The 14,683-nt window shown below is 76.1% G+C and carries 12 protein-coding genes and 1 pseudogene; 8 read left to right on the forward strand and 5 right to left on the reverse strand.

The window, feature by feature from the left end:
* Positions 1-130: 130 nt before the first annotated feature.
* Both ACIQE0_RS18855 and ACIQE0_RS18860 read right to left on the reverse strand, forming a co-directional pair.
* On the reverse strand, positions 131-709 hold the full coding sequence (locus tag ACIQE0_RS18855; protein ID WP_402333396.1) for a GNAT family N-acetyltransferase: 579 nt from the start codon (positions 707-709) through the stop codon (positions 131-133).
* The gene (locus ACIQE0_RS18860; protein WP_402333399.1) at positions 706-2,295 is read right to left on the reverse strand and encodes an aldehyde dehydrogenase family protein; all 1,590 of its coding nucleotides are present in this window, start codon (positions 2,293-2,295) and stop codon (positions 706-708) included. Before ACIQE0_RS18860 ends, ACIQE0_RS18855 begins: the two co-directional genes overlap by 4 nt.
* Before the next feature lie 159 nt (positions 2,296-2,454).
* On the opposite strand from ACIQE0_RS18860, the gene ACIQE0_RS18865 reads away from it, so the two are divergent.
* The 3 genes and pseudogenes from ACIQE0_RS18865 to ACIQE0_RS18875 form a co-directional block, all read left to right on the forward strand.
* The gene (locus tag ACIQE0_RS18865) at positions 2,455-3,225 is read left to right on the forward strand and encodes an IclR family transcriptional regulator (protein WP_366339511.1); all 771 of its coding nucleotides are present in this window, start codon (positions 2,455-2,457) and stop codon (positions 3,223-3,225) included.
* 237 nt (positions 3,226-3,462) lie between these two features.
* On the forward strand, positions 3,463-4,113 hold the full coding sequence (locus ACIQE0_RS18870) for a hypothetical protein (RefSeq protein ID WP_402333403.1): 651 nt from the start codon (positions 3,463-3,465) through the stop codon (positions 4,111-4,113).
* 138 nt (positions 4,114-4,251) lie between these two features.
* Positions 4,252-4,884: pseudogene (locus tag ACIQE0_RS18875) on the forward strand (class F sortase); the annotation flags it as partial.
* Here ACIQE0_RS18875 and ACIQE0_RS18880 read toward each other — a convergent pair.
* Together ACIQE0_RS18880 and ACIQE0_RS18885 are read right to left on the reverse strand one after the other, a co-directional pair.
* Positions 4,881-6,131, reverse strand: coding sequence for a hypothetical protein (locus ACIQE0_RS18880; protein WP_402333406.1), 1,251 nt, complete (start codon positions 6,129-6,131; stop codon positions 4,881-4,883). The pseudogene ACIQE0_RS18875 and the gene ACIQE0_RS18880 overlap by 4 nt on opposite strands.
* Positions 6,131-7,114: a 5-dehydro-4-deoxyglucarate dehydratase gene (locus ACIQE0_RS18885; protein ID WP_402333409.1), complete on the reverse strand. Its 984-nt coding sequence runs from the start codon at positions 7,112-7,114 to the stop codon at positions 6,131-6,133. Before ACIQE0_RS18885 ends, ACIQE0_RS18880 begins: the two co-directional genes overlap by 1 nt.
* Before the next feature lie 247 nt (positions 7,115-7,361).
* Between ACIQE0_RS18885 and ACIQE0_RS18890 the strand changes: the two genes are divergently transcribed.
* From ACIQE0_RS18890 to ACIQE0_RS18905, 4 genes are all read left to right on the forward strand, one after another.
* Positions 7,362-8,171 (forward strand): NAD-dependent epimerase/dehydratase family protein, encoded by an 810-nt coding sequence (locus ACIQE0_RS18890; RefSeq protein ID WP_402333412.1) that lies wholly within the window; start codon positions 7,362-7,364, stop codon positions 8,169-8,171.
* Positions 8,172-8,308: 137 nt separating this feature from the next.
* The gene (locus ACIQE0_RS18895; protein ID WP_402333415.1) at positions 8,309-8,581 is read left to right on the forward strand and encodes a GlsB/YeaQ/YmgE family stress response membrane protein; all 273 of its coding nucleotides are present in this window, start codon (positions 8,309-8,311) and stop codon (positions 8,579-8,581) included.
* Positions 8,582-8,644: 63 nt separating this feature from the next.
* A complete protein-coding gene (locus ACIQE0_RS18900; RefSeq protein ID WP_402333417.1) occupies positions 8,645-9,892 on the forward strand; it encodes a TerD family protein in 1,248 nt (415 codons plus the stop codon).
* Between the two features lie 237 nt (positions 9,893-10,129).
* Complete coding sequence (locus ACIQE0_RS18905) at positions 10,130-11,026, forward strand: methyltransferase domain-containing protein (protein WP_402333420.1); 897 nt, start codon at positions 10,130-10,132, stop codon at positions 11,024-11,026.
* Positions 11,027-11,090: 64 nt separating this feature from the next.
* Here the strand turns inward: ACIQE0_RS18905 and ACIQE0_RS18910 are convergent, their stop codons facing one another.
* Entirely contained in the window at positions 11,091-12,578 is a 1,488-nt protein-coding gene (locus ACIQE0_RS18910; protein WP_402333423.1) for a hypothetical protein, read from the reverse strand.
* Between the two features lie 209 nt (positions 12,579-12,787).
* Between ACIQE0_RS18910 and ACIQE0_RS18915 the strand changes: the two genes are divergently transcribed.
* Entirely contained in the window at positions 12,788-14,623 is a 1,836-nt protein-coding gene (locus tag ACIQE0_RS18915) for an endonuclease/exonuclease/phosphatase family protein (protein WP_402333426.1), read from the forward strand.
* Positions 14,624-14,683 lie beyond the last annotated feature (60 nt).

Consider the following 14,683-nt stretch of genomic DNA (forward strand, 5'->3'; position numbering starts at 1 on the left):
TGCGCGGAGGTGGACCGGTCCGCTGCGCCGGTGGCGCGGGGGCCGCTGCGGGCGGCGGGCTTCGCGGTGCCGCGGGAGCGGCGGGGGACGGTGCCGCCCGTGGACGGCCGCACCGCCGGGCGGTTGCGGGTCATGACGCGGCGGAAGCCGGCCGGGGTGCCGGCGGGGCCAGCGTCAGGGTGAGCGCGAGGTGGGTGGCGTCGGGGGCCGGACGGCGGTCCGGGTCGGGGCACCAGCCCAGGCGCGTGTAGAAGGTGCGGGCGCGGTGGTTGTGCCAGAGCACGTCGAGGCCGGCCCGGGTGAAGCCGGCGGTGTGCCAGGCGCGCAGGCAGGCCGCGTGCAGGGCGCGGCCCACGCCGGTGCCCCAGTGGGCCGGATCGACGTGCAGTTGGTGGAGCGTGACGGTGGCGCCGGGCCCGCGCGCCGTCGAGGTGTGCGGGAGGTAGGCGGCGGCGCCGACCACGCGGTCGCACCGGATGGCGCAGAGCGCCGGGGTGCCGTCGCCGTGCAGGACGCGGGCCCAGGCCTCGCGCCGGCGGGCGTGCTCGGCTCGGGCGTCGAACGGCGCGTGCGGCACCCGGCCGCGGAGGTAGGCGGCGCGGGCGGCGGTGTGCAGGGCGGCGATCGGCTCCAGGTCGGCGGCGGTGGCGGGGCGGACCTGCGGGGTGGGGTGCGGATGGGGGTGGGGGTGGGGAGCGGTGGTGGTCACGGGCCGGGCTCCTCCCCCGCCGTCGGGGCGGCCGTGCGGGGTGCGGCCGGCGCCTCGGGCCGGTCGTCGACGCGGCGCGGCAGCCCCAGCGGATTCGCCTCGCGCAGCTCGGGCGGGAGGAGGACGGGCGGTGTGTCCTGGTAGACGACGGGGCGGAGCCAGCGCTCGACGGCGGTGCCGCCGACGGAGGTGGCGGTGGAGGTGGTGGCCGGGTAGGGGCCGCCGTGGTGCTGGGCGGGGGCGACCGCGACGCCGGTGGGCCAGCCGTCGACCACGACCCGGCCGGCGAGCGGGGTGACCGCGGCGAGCAGCCGGGCGCCGCGGCCCTCGGGGTCGGTACCGGCGCTCTCCGCCGCGGCGAGCTGGAGGGTGGCGGAGAGGGTGCCGGGCATCCGGGCGAGGACCGCGCCGGCCTCGTCCTCGCCGGCGTAGCGGGCCACGACGGTGACCGGTCCGAAGCACTCCTCCAGCAGGAGGTCGTGCGGGCCGGCGGCGGTCAGGCGGGCGGCGGGAACGGTGAGCACGGCGGCGTCGACGGTGTGCCCCTCCGCCTCCACGACGGGCGCCAACGGCAGCTGCACATCCGGCAGTTGGGCACGCTCGCGGACGCCGGCGAGGTAGCCGTCGCGCATCCGGTGGTCGAGCATCACGCCCGGCCCGGTGGCGCCGGCGGCCGCGGTGAGCGCCGCCAGCAGCCGGTCGCCGGCCGCGCCGTCGGGCAGCAGGACCAGGCCCGGCTTGACGCAGAACTGGCCGGTGCCCAGCGTCATCGAGCCGGCCAGCCCGGTGCCGATCTCCTCGGCGCGCTCGGCGGCCGCGGCCGCGGTGACCACCACGGGGTTGAGGCTGCCCAGTTCGCCGTGGAACGGGATGGGGCGCGGGCGGGCCGCGGCGGCGTCGTGCAGGGCGCGGCCGCCGCGGACCGAGCCGGTGAAGCCGGCCGCGGCGACCAGCGGGTGGCGGATCAGGTCCAGGCCGGCCTGGAAGCCGTGCACCAGGGTCACCGTGTCCGCCGGCAGTCCGGTGTCGGCGGCGGCCCGGCGCAGCAGGGCGGCGCACCGCTCGGAGGTGGCCGGGTGGTCCGGGTGGGCCTTGACGACGACCGGGCAGCCGGCCGCGAGAGCGCTGGCGGTGTCGCCGCCGGGGACGGAGAAGGCGAGCGGGAAGTTGCTGGCGGCGTAGACCGCGACCACGCCCAGCGGGATCTTGTAGCGGCGCAGGTCGGGACGGGGCGGGGTGAGCTCCGGGGCGCGGTGGTCGATCCGGACGTCGAGGAAGGCGCCCTCGTCGACGAGGTCCGCGAAGGACCGCAACTGATGGGCGGTGCGGGCGAGTTCGCCGGTGAGGCGGGCGGCGCCGAGCGCGGTCTCCGCGTCGGCGATGGCGAGGACGCCGTCGGCGTCGGCTTCGAGGAGGGCGGCGGCGCGGCGCAGCAGGGCGGCCCGCCGGCCGCGGTCGGCGAGCGGGCCACGGGCGGTATGGGCGGCGCGCACCGCGGCGTCCACCGCGTCCGCCGTGGCCTCCACGGCGACCCGCTCCCGGCGCTTCCCGGTTCGGGGGTCGAGGCTCCAGACTGGTGCTGCCACCGGTGCTGCTCCCGCTGCTGTCACCGTGCGTTCCTCCCGGGCGAGTTGGGGGCCGCGCGAACCGTGCCGCACACGGGGCGACGTTCTCTATGCTGAACGCTGTCCCAGGTGAGGAGCCCCTGGGACTCTAGGGCTGTCCGAACAGAGGGGTCAAGGGCGATGCCGGCTGCCGAGGGCGGAGGAGCACAGGTCAAGTCCGCGGTACGGACGGTGGAGTTGCTGGAGTACTTCGCGGGCCGTCCCGGCATGCACAGCCTCGCCTCCGTCCAGGAAGCCGTCGGCTACCCCAAGTCCAGCCTCTACATGCTGCTGCGCACCCTCGTCGACCTCGGCTGGGTGGAGACCGACGCCACCGGCACCCGCTACGGCATCGGCGTCCGCGCCCTGCTGGTCGGCACCTCCTACCTCGACGGCGACGAGGTGGTGGCCGCCGCCCGCCCCACCCTGGACCGGCTCTCCGACGACACCACCGAGACCATCCACCTCGCCCGGCTCGACGGCGTCGACGTGGTCTACCTCGCCACCCGCCAGTCGCAGCACTACCTGCGCCCGTTCACCCGGGTCGGCCGCCGGCTGCCCGCGCACTCCACGTCGCTGGGCAAGGCGCTGCTCGCCACGTACACCGACGACCAGGTGCGGGCGATGCTGCCGCCCACTCTGGCCGCGCTGACCGCGCACACGGTCACCGACCGCGAGCGGCTCATCGAGGAGCTGCACACGGTCCGCGCGCGGGGCTTCGCGGTGGACCGCGAGGAGAACACCCTGGGCCTGCGCTGCTTCGGCGTGGCCCTCCCCTACCGCAGCCCGGCCCGGGACGCGATCAGCTGCTCGGTGCCGGTGGCCCGGCTGACCCCCGGCCACGAACAGGCCATCAAGGACGCGCTGTTCGACGCCCGGGACCGGCTGGCACTGGCCACCCGGCGCCTGTGAGGCGCCCGGCGGCGCGGCCCCGTGCCCCGCACCGCCGGCCCGGGCACCGGCCGCTCCCCAGCGGCCGACACCGCGCGCCCCGCCGCCGGCGGGGCCGCCCGCCCGTTCACCCGATCACCGTAGGCCAGCAGGACCGCCCGGCCGCGGCGGGCTTACCTCGTGGGAGGAGGCGCGGAACTCCACGACTTCCCCAGTGGCGCACCGGTGCCACATCCGCGCTTCGCGGAGGTTGTTCCCATGCGTTCCACCCGACTGCTCACCGGCGCCGCACTGTCCGCCGCCGCCCTCGGCCTGGCCGCCACCGCGGCGTACGCCGGCGACTTCGGCACCATCGAGGTCTCCCCGGGCACGGCCACGGCCGGCTCGACGATCTCCCTCTCCACCACGGGGTGCGGCGCCAGCCGCTCGGCGAGCGTGGACACCACCGCCCTGGGAGGCGGCATGGTCGCCTTCGCCCCGGGCACCGCCAAGGGGGCACTGGAGGGCAAGGTGGCGGTCAAGTCCGGCACCAAGCCCGGCAGTTACGGGATCGGCGGCCACTGTGCCGACGGCACCCAGCTCGCCGGCACCGTCCGGGTCGGCGCGGGCGACGCGCCCGCCGACCCGAGCATGAGCCCCGGCGGCAAGAGCAGCGAGAGGGGGCACCCCGGCATGGGCCCGAGCGCGTCCCCCATGGCCCCCATGGAGAAGAGCGGCCCGGGCATGAAGGGCAAGGAGCACGCGGCCCCCACCATGCCGCCCAAGGGCAAGATGAAGACCGGTGAGGGCTCCACCAGCGAGGACGGCCTGAGCACCACCGAGATCGCGGCGGGCGCCGGTGTGGTGCTGGCCGCGGCCGCCGGCGGCGTCTGGCTGGTCCGTCGGCGCGGGGCCGGCGGCCGGTACTGACCCGGACCCCGCTCCCGGCCGGCCGTGCCCCCCGAGCACCCCGCAGCACCCGGTCCCCCGCCGCCGCCCGGCGGCGGGCGGCCGGCGCGGGCGGGCGCGGGACGGCGCGGCCCGGCGGGTGCGGGGCGCCGGCACCGGGTGGCGCTGGCCGGCGGGCTGCTGGCCGCCGCCACCGCCGCCGCCTGCGGCGCCGGGGCCTGGCTGATCGCCGACGGCAGCCGGGGCACCGCACCGCCCCAGCCGTCCGTCGCGCAGCGGTTCACCGGCCGGCCGCCGGACGCCGCACCGACCGCGCGACCGGCCGCGCCGCCCCTCCCGGCGGCCGCGCCGCTGCGGGTGGCGGTGACGTCACTGCGCATCGACGCACCGCTGACCCGCCTGGCGCTCGCCGCCGACGGCAGCCTCGCCCCGCCGCCGGCCGGCGACCGCAATCTGGCGGGCTGGTACGCCGAGGGCACCCCGCCGGGCGCCACCGGCACCGCGCTGATCGCCGGCCATGTCGACACCCGCGCCGGCCCCGCGGTCTTCTACCGCCTGGGCGCCCTGACGAAGGGGGACACCGTGCGGGTGCTGCGCGCGGACGGCCGGACCGCGGTCTTCACCGTCGACGCGGTGGAGGTCTACGACGGCCGGCACTTCCCCGACGAGAAGGTCTACGGCCGGGCCCACCGGCCCGAACTCCGCCTGATCACCTGCGGCGGCGGCTTCAGCCGGGCCCGGCAGGAGTACCTGGGGAACGTCGTGGTCTTCGCCCACCTGACCGGAAGTCAGCACGCGGCGGCCGGGTCCGCGCCGCTGCCCTGGGCCCGGCCGCCGGCCGACCGGTTCAGCGCCCGCAGCGCACCGCGCACCGCCGCCAGGTCCGCCGCGGTCGCCAACCCCGCGTGGTAGAGCCGCAGTTCGTCGGCGCCGAGCGCGGCCGCGTGCGCGGCGTCGGCGGCGAGGCGGTCGGGGGCGCCGCCCATCCCGGCGACCACGGTGAGGTTGGCGGCCACGGTCGTTCCCGCGGGGCGCGGCGCGAACGGGCCCAGTGCCGCGGCCCGCGCCGCCGCGTCCCCGGCGCAGCGCACCACCACCCCGTCCGCGAACGTCCAGACCGCCGCCGGGTCCACCCCGGCGTCGGGTCCGCACCGGTGCGGGGCGGGGTCGGCGTGCAGCAGCACCCGGAAGCCGTCCGGCGCGGCGTCCCGCACGGCGCGCACCACCGCGCGCTGCACCTCCCCCGCCGCCCGGTCCCGCCAGGCACGCACCGCGCCGGCGACGTCCGGGCCCAGCAGTTCCTCGACGGCGGCCCACTCCCCCGCCCGGCCACCGCCGTCCGGCACCGCCGCCCCGGCCCACACCGGCGCCAGCGCCCGCCGCACCGCGGCGGTCAACTCCGCGCCGTCCAGCCCCAGTTCCGCGTAGCCGTCCAGGCACACCCGGCAGCAGCACACCGACATCAGGTACTCCGCCGCGCCGCCCAGCCGCACCCCCGCGAGCTTGTCGTGGCCGTGCAGATGCGCCAGTCCGTACCACCCGCAGGACTCCAGTTCCACGCCGCGGGCGCCGGGCCGCACCGCCGCCTCGGCGGCGAGGCGGACGAGGTAGTCGCGCACCTCGGGGCGGGCGATGCAGGGCGCCCACGGGTACCGGTCGCCGTAGGCGTTGCGGACGACGGACGACGGGTGGTCCGCGCCCAGACGGGAGTTGTGGGCCAGCACGACCCAGCTGTGCACCTGGAGGCCGACCGCGGCGAGCGCCCGCGCGGCGGTGCCGAAGGGGTCCGGGTCCGCGACCCAGTCCTGGGCGTACGGGCGCAGGGCGCGGCCGGCCCAGCGGTCCGGGTCGGGCGGGTAGAGGGCCGCGGAGTGCCGGGCGGTGACGATGCGGTGGCGGGGGTGGCGCGGGGTGAGGGCGCGGGTGGAGTGGTAGGCGGCGGCCAACGTGACCTGCTGGACGCCCAGTTCGGCGAGGCGGGCGGGGGCGTCCGGGTCGCCGACCACGTCCCAGGGGTAGAGGAAGGCGGCGGCACGCATCAGGCGCCGCTCCCGGGCGCGGCCGCGGCCAGCGCCAGCCCCCGGTCGAGGAGGCGGGCCAGCTGTGCGACGTGCGCGGGCGCGGGGTCGGACAGCGGCGGCCGCACCCCGCCGACGGACGGCCCGCCGCGCAGCCCCACGCCCGCCTTGACCAGCGAGACGGCGTATCCCCTGCCCTGGTCGCGCAGTTCGACCAGCGGCCGGTAGAAGCCGTCCAGCAGCGCGGTGACGGTGGCGTCGTCGCCGGCGGCCAGCGCCCGGTGGAAGGCGCACGCGATCTCGGGGGCGAAGGCGAAGACGGCGGAGGAGTAGAGGCGGACGCCCAGGCCCCGGTAGGCGGGGGCGGTGAGTTCGGCGGTGGGCAGGCCGTTGACGTAGCAGAACGGCCGGCCGGGGGCCTCGGTGCGGACCGCGCTGATGATGCGCTGGAGGAGGTCCAGGTCGCCCAGGCCGTCCTTGAGGCCGAGGATGCCGGGGGTGGTGGCCAGGGCGGCGACGGTGTCCGGGGCGAAGACGGCGTTGTCGCGCTGGTAGACCATGACCGGCAGCGGGGTCGCGGCGGCGAGTGCGGTGTAGTGGCGGAGCAGGCCGGACTGGTCGGGCCGGACGAGGTAGGGCGGCAGGGCGAGCAGTCCGTCGGCGCCGGCGGTGTGCGCGAGGCGGGCGAACTCGGCGGCGAGCGCGGTGCCGTAGCCGGTGCCGGCGAGCACCGGGACCCGGCCGGCGGCCTCGTCCACCGCGACGGCGACGCAGGCGGCGTACTCGTCGGGGGCGAGCGCGGAGAACTCGCCGGTGCCGCAGCAGGGGAAGACGGCGCCCGCGCCGGCGTCGACACCGGCGCGCACATGGGCCCGGAAGGCGTCCAGGTCCAGCGCGCCGTCGGCGGCGTACGCGGTCACGGGGAAGAACAGCAGTCCGTCGAGGCGGTCGGCGAGCCGGGGGCGCGGCCCGTCGGCGGCCGGGGAAGGGGATGCGGCGGTCATGGGCTCTCCTTGGCATACGCGGGCGCGTGCTCATCTACGTGCATGACCGATGTCCAGGTGCCTGAACGGCGTCACGGTAGGGCCGCCGTCCCGGGTGGGTCAAGGGTCCCCGGCCGCCACCGCACAAGCCCTTTCGCGCACCCCGTCAACCGTCTTGACCGGCCGGGATCGGCCTCCCTAGCGTGGCCGGCCAGCTGAACCCGGATCGCGCACCCGACCCCACCGTCCCGCCCGAGGAGTACCGCCCATGACCGCACCCCGCACCGTTCTGCTCACCGGCGCCGCCGGCGGCGTCGGCACTCTGATGCGCACGCTGCTGCCGCCCCTCGGCTACCGGCTGCGGCTCTTCGACCAGCGGCCGGTCGAGGGCGAACCGGACGCCGTCACCGCGGAGTTGGCGGACGCCGAGGCGCTGCGCGCGGCGGTCCACGGGGTCGACGCCATCGTCCACCTCGCCGGCATCTCCCTGGAGTCGTCGTTCGAGAAGATCCTGCGGGCCAACATCGAGGGCACCTACCGGCTCTACGAGGCGGCCCGCGAGGCGGGCGTGCGCCGGGTGGTCTTCGCCTCCTCCAACCACGCCGTCGGCTTCGCCCCGCGCCCCCCGGACGGCTCCGCCGCCCTCCAGGCCGACACCCCGCACCGCCCCGACACCTTCTACGGCCTCTCCAAGTGCTTCGGCGAGGACCTCGCCGCCCTCTACTGGGAGCGGCACGGCATCGAGACCGTCTCGCTGCGCATCGGCTCCTGCTTCCCGGAGCCGACGACGGTGCGGATGCTCTCCCTCTGGCTGAGCCCGGCGGACTGCGCCCGGCTGCTGCACGCCGCGCTCACCGCCGAGGGCGTCGGCCACACCGTCGCCTACGCCTCCTCCGCCAACACCCGCCTGTGGTGGGACCTGTCCACCGCCCGCGCCCTCGGCTACGACCCGCAGGACGATTCCGAGCCCTACGCCGCGGCCCTGCTCGCCGCCCAGGGGGAACTCGCCCCGGACGACCCCGACCACGCCCATCTCGGCGGCACCTTCTGCACCAATCCGCCCATCTGGCCTCATTGACCCCGATACCGGGGCGAACCAGCCGAGCACGGAACCTCGCCAGGCCCTGTCGCGTCCTTGGGGAGACACCGCCTGTCCGACCCCGGTACACCGCGTTCGGGCAGGTCAGCACGGAACACGGAACGAGGTAACACACCATGGGCATCGTCAGCTGGCTCGTACTGGGTCTGGTCACGGGCCTGATCGCGAAGGTCCTGCTGCCCGGGCGGGACCCGGGCGGCCTGGTCGGCACCACCCTGATCGGCATCGCCGGCTCCTTCATCGGCGGTTGGCTCTCCACCCGCATCCTGGACCGCCCGATCCCGCGGGACTTCTACGACCCATCGATGTGGATCGCCGCGGTGGCCGGGTCCCTGGTCCTGCTGATCGCCTACCGGCTGCTCTTCGGCAGCTCCCGGGCGCGGCGCTGACCCGCCCGGGCACCCGCCGGAACCGCGCACACCCTCCTGGTCGTTAGGGCTGTCATGACCGCAATGACTCCTGGCTCGAACCTCCCGCTCACCGCCGCGCGGGTGGCGGTGACCGTCACCGCCCCCGCGCGGCTGGACGTGTCGGGCCTGCTGCTCACCGCCGGCGGCTCGGTGCGCTCCGACGACGACTTCGTCTTCTACAACCAGCCCACCGCGCCCGGCGTGAGCCACCACGCGGCGCCCGGCGGCGACACCATCACGGTGGACACCGCCGCGGTGCCGCCGGACATCGACAAGGTCGTGGTCACCGCGAGCCTGGACGCGCCCGGCACCACCTTCGCCGGCACCGAGCCGACCGGCACGGTCCGCGACGCGGACGGCGGCGGCGTCCTGGCCACCTTCACCCCGCCGCGGCTGGGCCCGGAGACCGCGCTGGTGGTCGTGGAGCTCTACCGCCGCGGCGGCGGCTGGAAGGTCCGCGCCGTCGGCCAGGGGTACGCGAACGGGCTCGCCGGCATCGCCACCGACTTCGGGGTGGACGTGGCCGAGCCCGCCCCCGCGCCCGGGCCGCCGGCCCCGCCGATGCCCGCGGCGCCCCCGGTCCCCCAGGCGCCCCCGGCGCCCGTGCCCCCGGCCCAGTGGGCACCGCCCACCGGTCCCCCCGCTCCGCTCGCCCCGCCGCCGGCGCCGCCGGGTCCCGCCCCGGTGCCCCCGCCGCCCGCGCCCGCGCCCGGCAAGGTCAACCTCGACAAGGGCCGGGTCAGCCTGCGGAAGAACGAGACCGTCTCGCTGGTCAAGGGCGGTCGCCCGCTGCTCACCGCGGTCCGGATGGGCCTGGGCTGGGAGCCCGCCCGGCGCGGCCGGAGCATCGACCTGGACGCCTCGGTCATCGCCTACGGCCCGGACCGCGGCAAGGTCGACAGCTGCTACTTCGGCAAACTCCTGATCCTGGACGGCGCCGTCCAGCACTCCGGCGACAACCTCACCGGGGACGGCGCCGGCGACGACGAGGTGATCACCGTGCACCTCGGCGGAATCCCCCCGCAGGTCACCGGCCTGGTCTTCACCGTCAACTCCTTCAGCGGCCAGAAGTTCTCCGACGTCGCCCAGGCGTACTGCCGGCTGACCGACGCCCAGACCGGCGAGGAACTGGTCCGCTTCGAGCTGACCGACTCCGAAGCGCGCACCGGCGTGCTGATGGCCAAGCTGATCCGCCGGCACTCCGGCGAGTGGGAGATGACCGCGCTGGGCAGCTTCGTCGACGCCCGCACCGTGCGCGGCATGGTCAAGCCCGCGGCCGCCGCGCTGTAACCGCAGGCAGGGGGTGCGGCGGGCCGCCCCGGCCCCTCGCACCCGCCGGCCCTGCTCCACGGCGCCCCGCACCGCCGCCGTCGGCCGGTTCCGTGCCCTGGTGCCGGAGCGCTCCAGGACCGAGAATTGTGTCGTCCGCATCGTCCAGCCCCCGCCCCGCGACACCCGCCCGCGTCCGGGACCCCGCCCCACGCCCCCTCGGTCCCTTCCTCCACGGCCAACGACGAGGAGCGTCCGATGACCCAGCAGCCGCCCCCGGCCGGCGGAAACGGCCGGCCCGCGCACCCGGACCACCCGGACGGCGCAGCCCGGCCGGACCTGCCCGACCGGGTCGCCGCCACCTACGGTCCGGAGGACCTCAGCACCGTCCCCGCGCTCACCGGCGGCTTCATCAACTTCGGCTACTGGGCCTGGCTGCCCGAGCCCGCTGACCGGCCGCTGACCGAGGAGGACCGGCTCCGCAGCGAGCAGGACCTCTACCGGCTGGTGCTGGACACCGTCGACCGGCCGCGCGGCCACACCGCCCTGGAGGTCGGCTGCGGGCGCGGCCTGGGCTGTGCGCTGGCTCTGCGGGAGTTCGACTTCGCCTCCGTGATCGGCCTGGACGCCCACCCGGACCAGATCGCCCGCGCCCTGGAGGCCAACGCCGCGCTGCTCGCCCACGGCGCCGGCCCCCGCCGGCTGGAGTTCGTGCTCGGCCCGGCCCAGCGGATGCCGCTGCCGGACGCCTGCGCCGACGTCGTCTACTCCGTCGAGGCCGCCCAGCACTTCCGCGATATGGCCGGCTTCGCCCGCGAGACGGTGCGGGTGCTGCGCCCGGGCGGCCACTTCGCACTGGCCACGTTCCTCGCCCGGGTCCCGGACGCGGTGCAGGTCCTGCCCGAGCTGCTGCCCCCGTACGCCGACGGGCTGGACGTGACGCACCTGGTGGACGACGTGGCCGCGACGTTCGACGCGGCCGGCCTGCGGGACATCGCGGTGACACCGATCGGCGACGGCGTCTGGGAGTCGTACGACCGCTATATGGCGCAGCGGGCAGAGCTGCGCGACAAGTGGCCCCGGCAATATCTGACGGCGTATCAAACGGGGCTGCTGGACTACTACTTGATCACCGCGACGGCCCCGGCCGGCTGACGCCGCGCCCGCGGGGGACGCGGCGCCGGCCGCCGCAGTGGAAGCGGCGCGCGCGCCCGGGGCTTCAGTCGGACTGCCGCGACCGCGCCTTGAACGCCGCCTTGCGCGCCTCCTTGGCGGCCTTCTTGTCCGGGTGCAGCTGCCCCATGGCCTCCAGCACATCGGCGGCGGCCGGGTGGTCCACCCGCCAGACCTCGTCGAAGAACCCGCTGTGCTGCTCGGTCAACCCCCGTACCAGCTCCTGGAGTTCGGCGGCGGCCTCGTCGTCGGGGTCGCCCAGCTGGGCCGCGATGGTGTCCACGGTCAGCCAGAAGACCATGTCCTGGGACGGCTCGGGGATGTCGGGCAGCCCGCGCTCGGCGAGCCAGACCCGGGCCAGTCCGCCCAGGTAGCGGTCGTCGAGCACCTCGCGCAGTGCCGGCTCGGCGTCGGGGGTGATCAGGGAGAGGGCCTGCTGGGCGGCGAGCCGGCGCAGCGGGCCGCGCTCGTCGTCACCGCGGGCGGCCGCGAGCAGGTCGCGGGCCGCGTCCAGCGGGGTGCGGGCGGCGAGCCACTGCTCGGACTCCGCCTGGGCCAGCACCTCGGGGTAGTCGGGCAGCGCCTCCAGCAGGGCGTCGGCGCTCTTGTCGGCGAGGTCGCCGACGGCCGGGGCGTCCACGCCGGCATCCAGCATCCGGGCGCGGACCGCCCAGACGCCGAGCGGGGTGAGCCGCACCATGCCGTAGCGGGCGACGTCCTCGTCCTGGAGCGGCTCGGCCGCCCGGACCGTCTCGCCGTCCTCGTCCAGCTCCTCGATGAGCGCCTCGTCGACCGGCCGGTAGGCGACCAGCCCGATCGGCTCCAGCACCCGGAACTGGTCGTCCAGCCGCATCATCGCCTCGGAGACCTCTTCGAGGATCTCGTCGGTGGGCTCGTCCATGTCGTCCGGGACGATCATGGAGGCGGCCAGTGCGGGCAGCGGGACGTCCTGGTCGGAGGCGTCGCTCAGGGCGCTGAGGAGGTAGAGGTTGCCGAGGATGCCGTCCAGCAGCTCGGCCTCCTCCTCCGGATTCCAGTCGAGGGCGTCCAGGTCCAGCTCGCCGCCCTCGGCGAGCTGGTCGGCGAGGTCGGAGAGGTCCGGGGCGACCGCGTCGGCGAGCACGGTCTCCATGCCGCCGAGCCAGATGTCCAGGATGTCCTGGGGGCTGCCGGAGCTGAGCAGAGCCAGCTCCTCGCCCGGGGTGGCGGTGCCGACCTGGGCGTCGTCGGGGAGGTCGTCGGCGTCCGCGTCCTCGGTCTCGGTGATCTCGACCAGTCCGGTGTCCACCGCCAGCTGCCACGCCTCGGCGGTGTAGGCGGGGCCGTCCTCGTCGGCGGCCAGGCCCAGGTGCTCGGTGGCGGCCGCGAGCGACTTCTCGACCAGCTCGCCGCCGACGGCGACCGGGACGCCGGAACCGGCCCAGCGGGCGAGCCCGGCGGCCCGGGCCATCAGCGGGGCGCTCAGCGCCTCGCGGGCCAGCTCCGCTTCGGAAGCCAGCCGCACCGGCGGCATGGTGGGGCGATCTGCGGACATCTGGCTCAGCTCCTCGGACGGACATCGGCTTGTGCGCCGCCCAAGCGTAGACGTAATCCTGCCCATCCCGGGCGGTTCACCTGCCCGTACGCCGCCGTCCACCCGGAGAACCTTGACAACTCCCTTGCGCGCACAAGAGATTGACGCGCGTAGCGCGGCGCCGGTTCCGGCCCGCCCCCCTCTTCTCCCCCCTTCTCCCGGAGGCATGGATGCCATCCCGTCGTACGCTCCGCAGACCGGCCCTCTACAGCGCGGTGGCCGTCGCCGCCCTCGCCGGCGGGCTGCTCAGCGTGCAGCCCGCCTCGGCGGCCGGCACCCGGATCCACGACATCCAGGGCACGACCCGGATATCCCCGCTGGCCGGGAAGCAGGTCGCCGACGTCCCCGGCACCGTCACCGCGATCCGGTCCTTCGGCTCGTCCCGCGGCTTCTGGGTGCAGGACCCGCACCCGGACGACGACCCCGCGACCAGCGAGGCGGTCTTCGTCTTCACCGGCACGGTGACGCCCCAGGTCGCGGTCGGCGACGCGATCGGCTTCAGCGGCACGGTCAGCGAGTACTACCCCGGCGGCAAGGACGCCGGCGGCCAGTCCGTCACCGAGATCACCGACGCCACCTGGACGGTCAGGGCGAGCAACCAGCCGCTGCCCGCCCCGGTCAGGCTCGACGCCTCCGCGATCCCGGCGGCCTACGCGCCCGACGCGGGCGGCCGGAGCATCGAGTCCCGCACCCTGCGACCCGCCAAGTACGCGCTGGACCGCCTGGAGTCGCTGGAGGGCATGCGGGTCGCCGTCTCCGACGCCCCGGTCGTCGGCCCCACCAACACCCACAACGAGCTGTGGGTGACCGCCACCCCGAACCACCACCGCACCGCCCGCGGCGGCACCCTCTACGGCGGGTACGCCGACCCCAACGGCGGCCGCGTCAAGGTGCAGTCGCTGGTCCCCTTCTCCCAGCGGCCGTTCCCCGTCGCCAACGTCGGCGACCGGCTGACCGGCACCACCGCCGGCCCGCTGGACTACGACAACTTCGGCGGCTACACCCTCCAGGCCACCGAGTTGGGCACGCTCACCGCCCGCACCCCGGCGCCCGAGGTCACCCGCAAGCAGACCGCCCACGAGCTGGCGGTGGCGACGTACAACGTCGAGAACCTCGCCCCGGACAACCCGCAGGCCAAGTTCGACCGGCTGGCCAAGGGGCTGGTGCACAACCTCGCCGCCCCCGACGTCGTCGCCCTGGAGGAGGTCCAGGACGACAGCGGTGCCAAGGACGACGGGACGGTCACCGCCGGGACCACCCTGACGAAGCTCACCGACGCCATCGAGGCGGCCGGCGGCCCGGCCTACCAGTGGCGCTCGATCGACCCGGAGAACGACCAGGACGGCGGGCAGCCCGGCGGCAACATCCGGGTGGCGTTCCTCTTCAACCCGCAGCGGGTGGCGTTCACCGACGTCAAGGGCGGCGACGCGACCACGCCGGTCAAGGTCGTCGACGACCACGGCCGGGCCGGGCTGTCCGCCTCGCCGGGCCGGATCGCGCCCACCGACGCGGCGTGGAAGACCAGCCGCAAGCCGCTGGTCGGCGCGTTCGCGCTGCGCGGCAAGCCCGGCAGCCGGGTCTTCGTGATCGCCAACCACTTCAACTCCAAGGGCGGCGACCAGGGCCTGGACAGCCGCTTCCAGCCGCCGGCCCGGACCTCGGAGGTCCAGCGCACCGCCCAGGCGAAGCTGGTCAACACCTTCGTCAAGGAGCTGCTGGCCAAGGACCCCAAGGCCGACGTGGTGGTGGCCGGAGACCTCAACGACTACCAGTTCTCGCCCGCGCTGAAGACCCTCACCAGCGGCGGCGTGCTCACCGACCAGGTCACCAAGCTGCCCCCGGCCGAGCGCTACAGCTACGTCTACCAGGGCAACTCCCAGGTGCTGGACCACCTGCTCACCAGCAGGGCGCTGACCCGCACCGACTACGACATCGTGCACATCAACGCCGAGTACGCGGACCAGACCAGCGACCACGACCCGCAGGTGCTGCGGATCAAGCCCTGAGCCGAGCCCCCTGCCTCACCCACGGTGAGCGACGCGTCACTCCACCGGCCCCTCCCCGGG

Source organism: Streptomyces sp. NPDC093097 (genome assembly GCF_044754325.1).
Classification (GTDB): Bacteria; Actinomycetota; Actinomycetes; order Streptomycetales; family Streptomycetaceae; genus Streptomyces.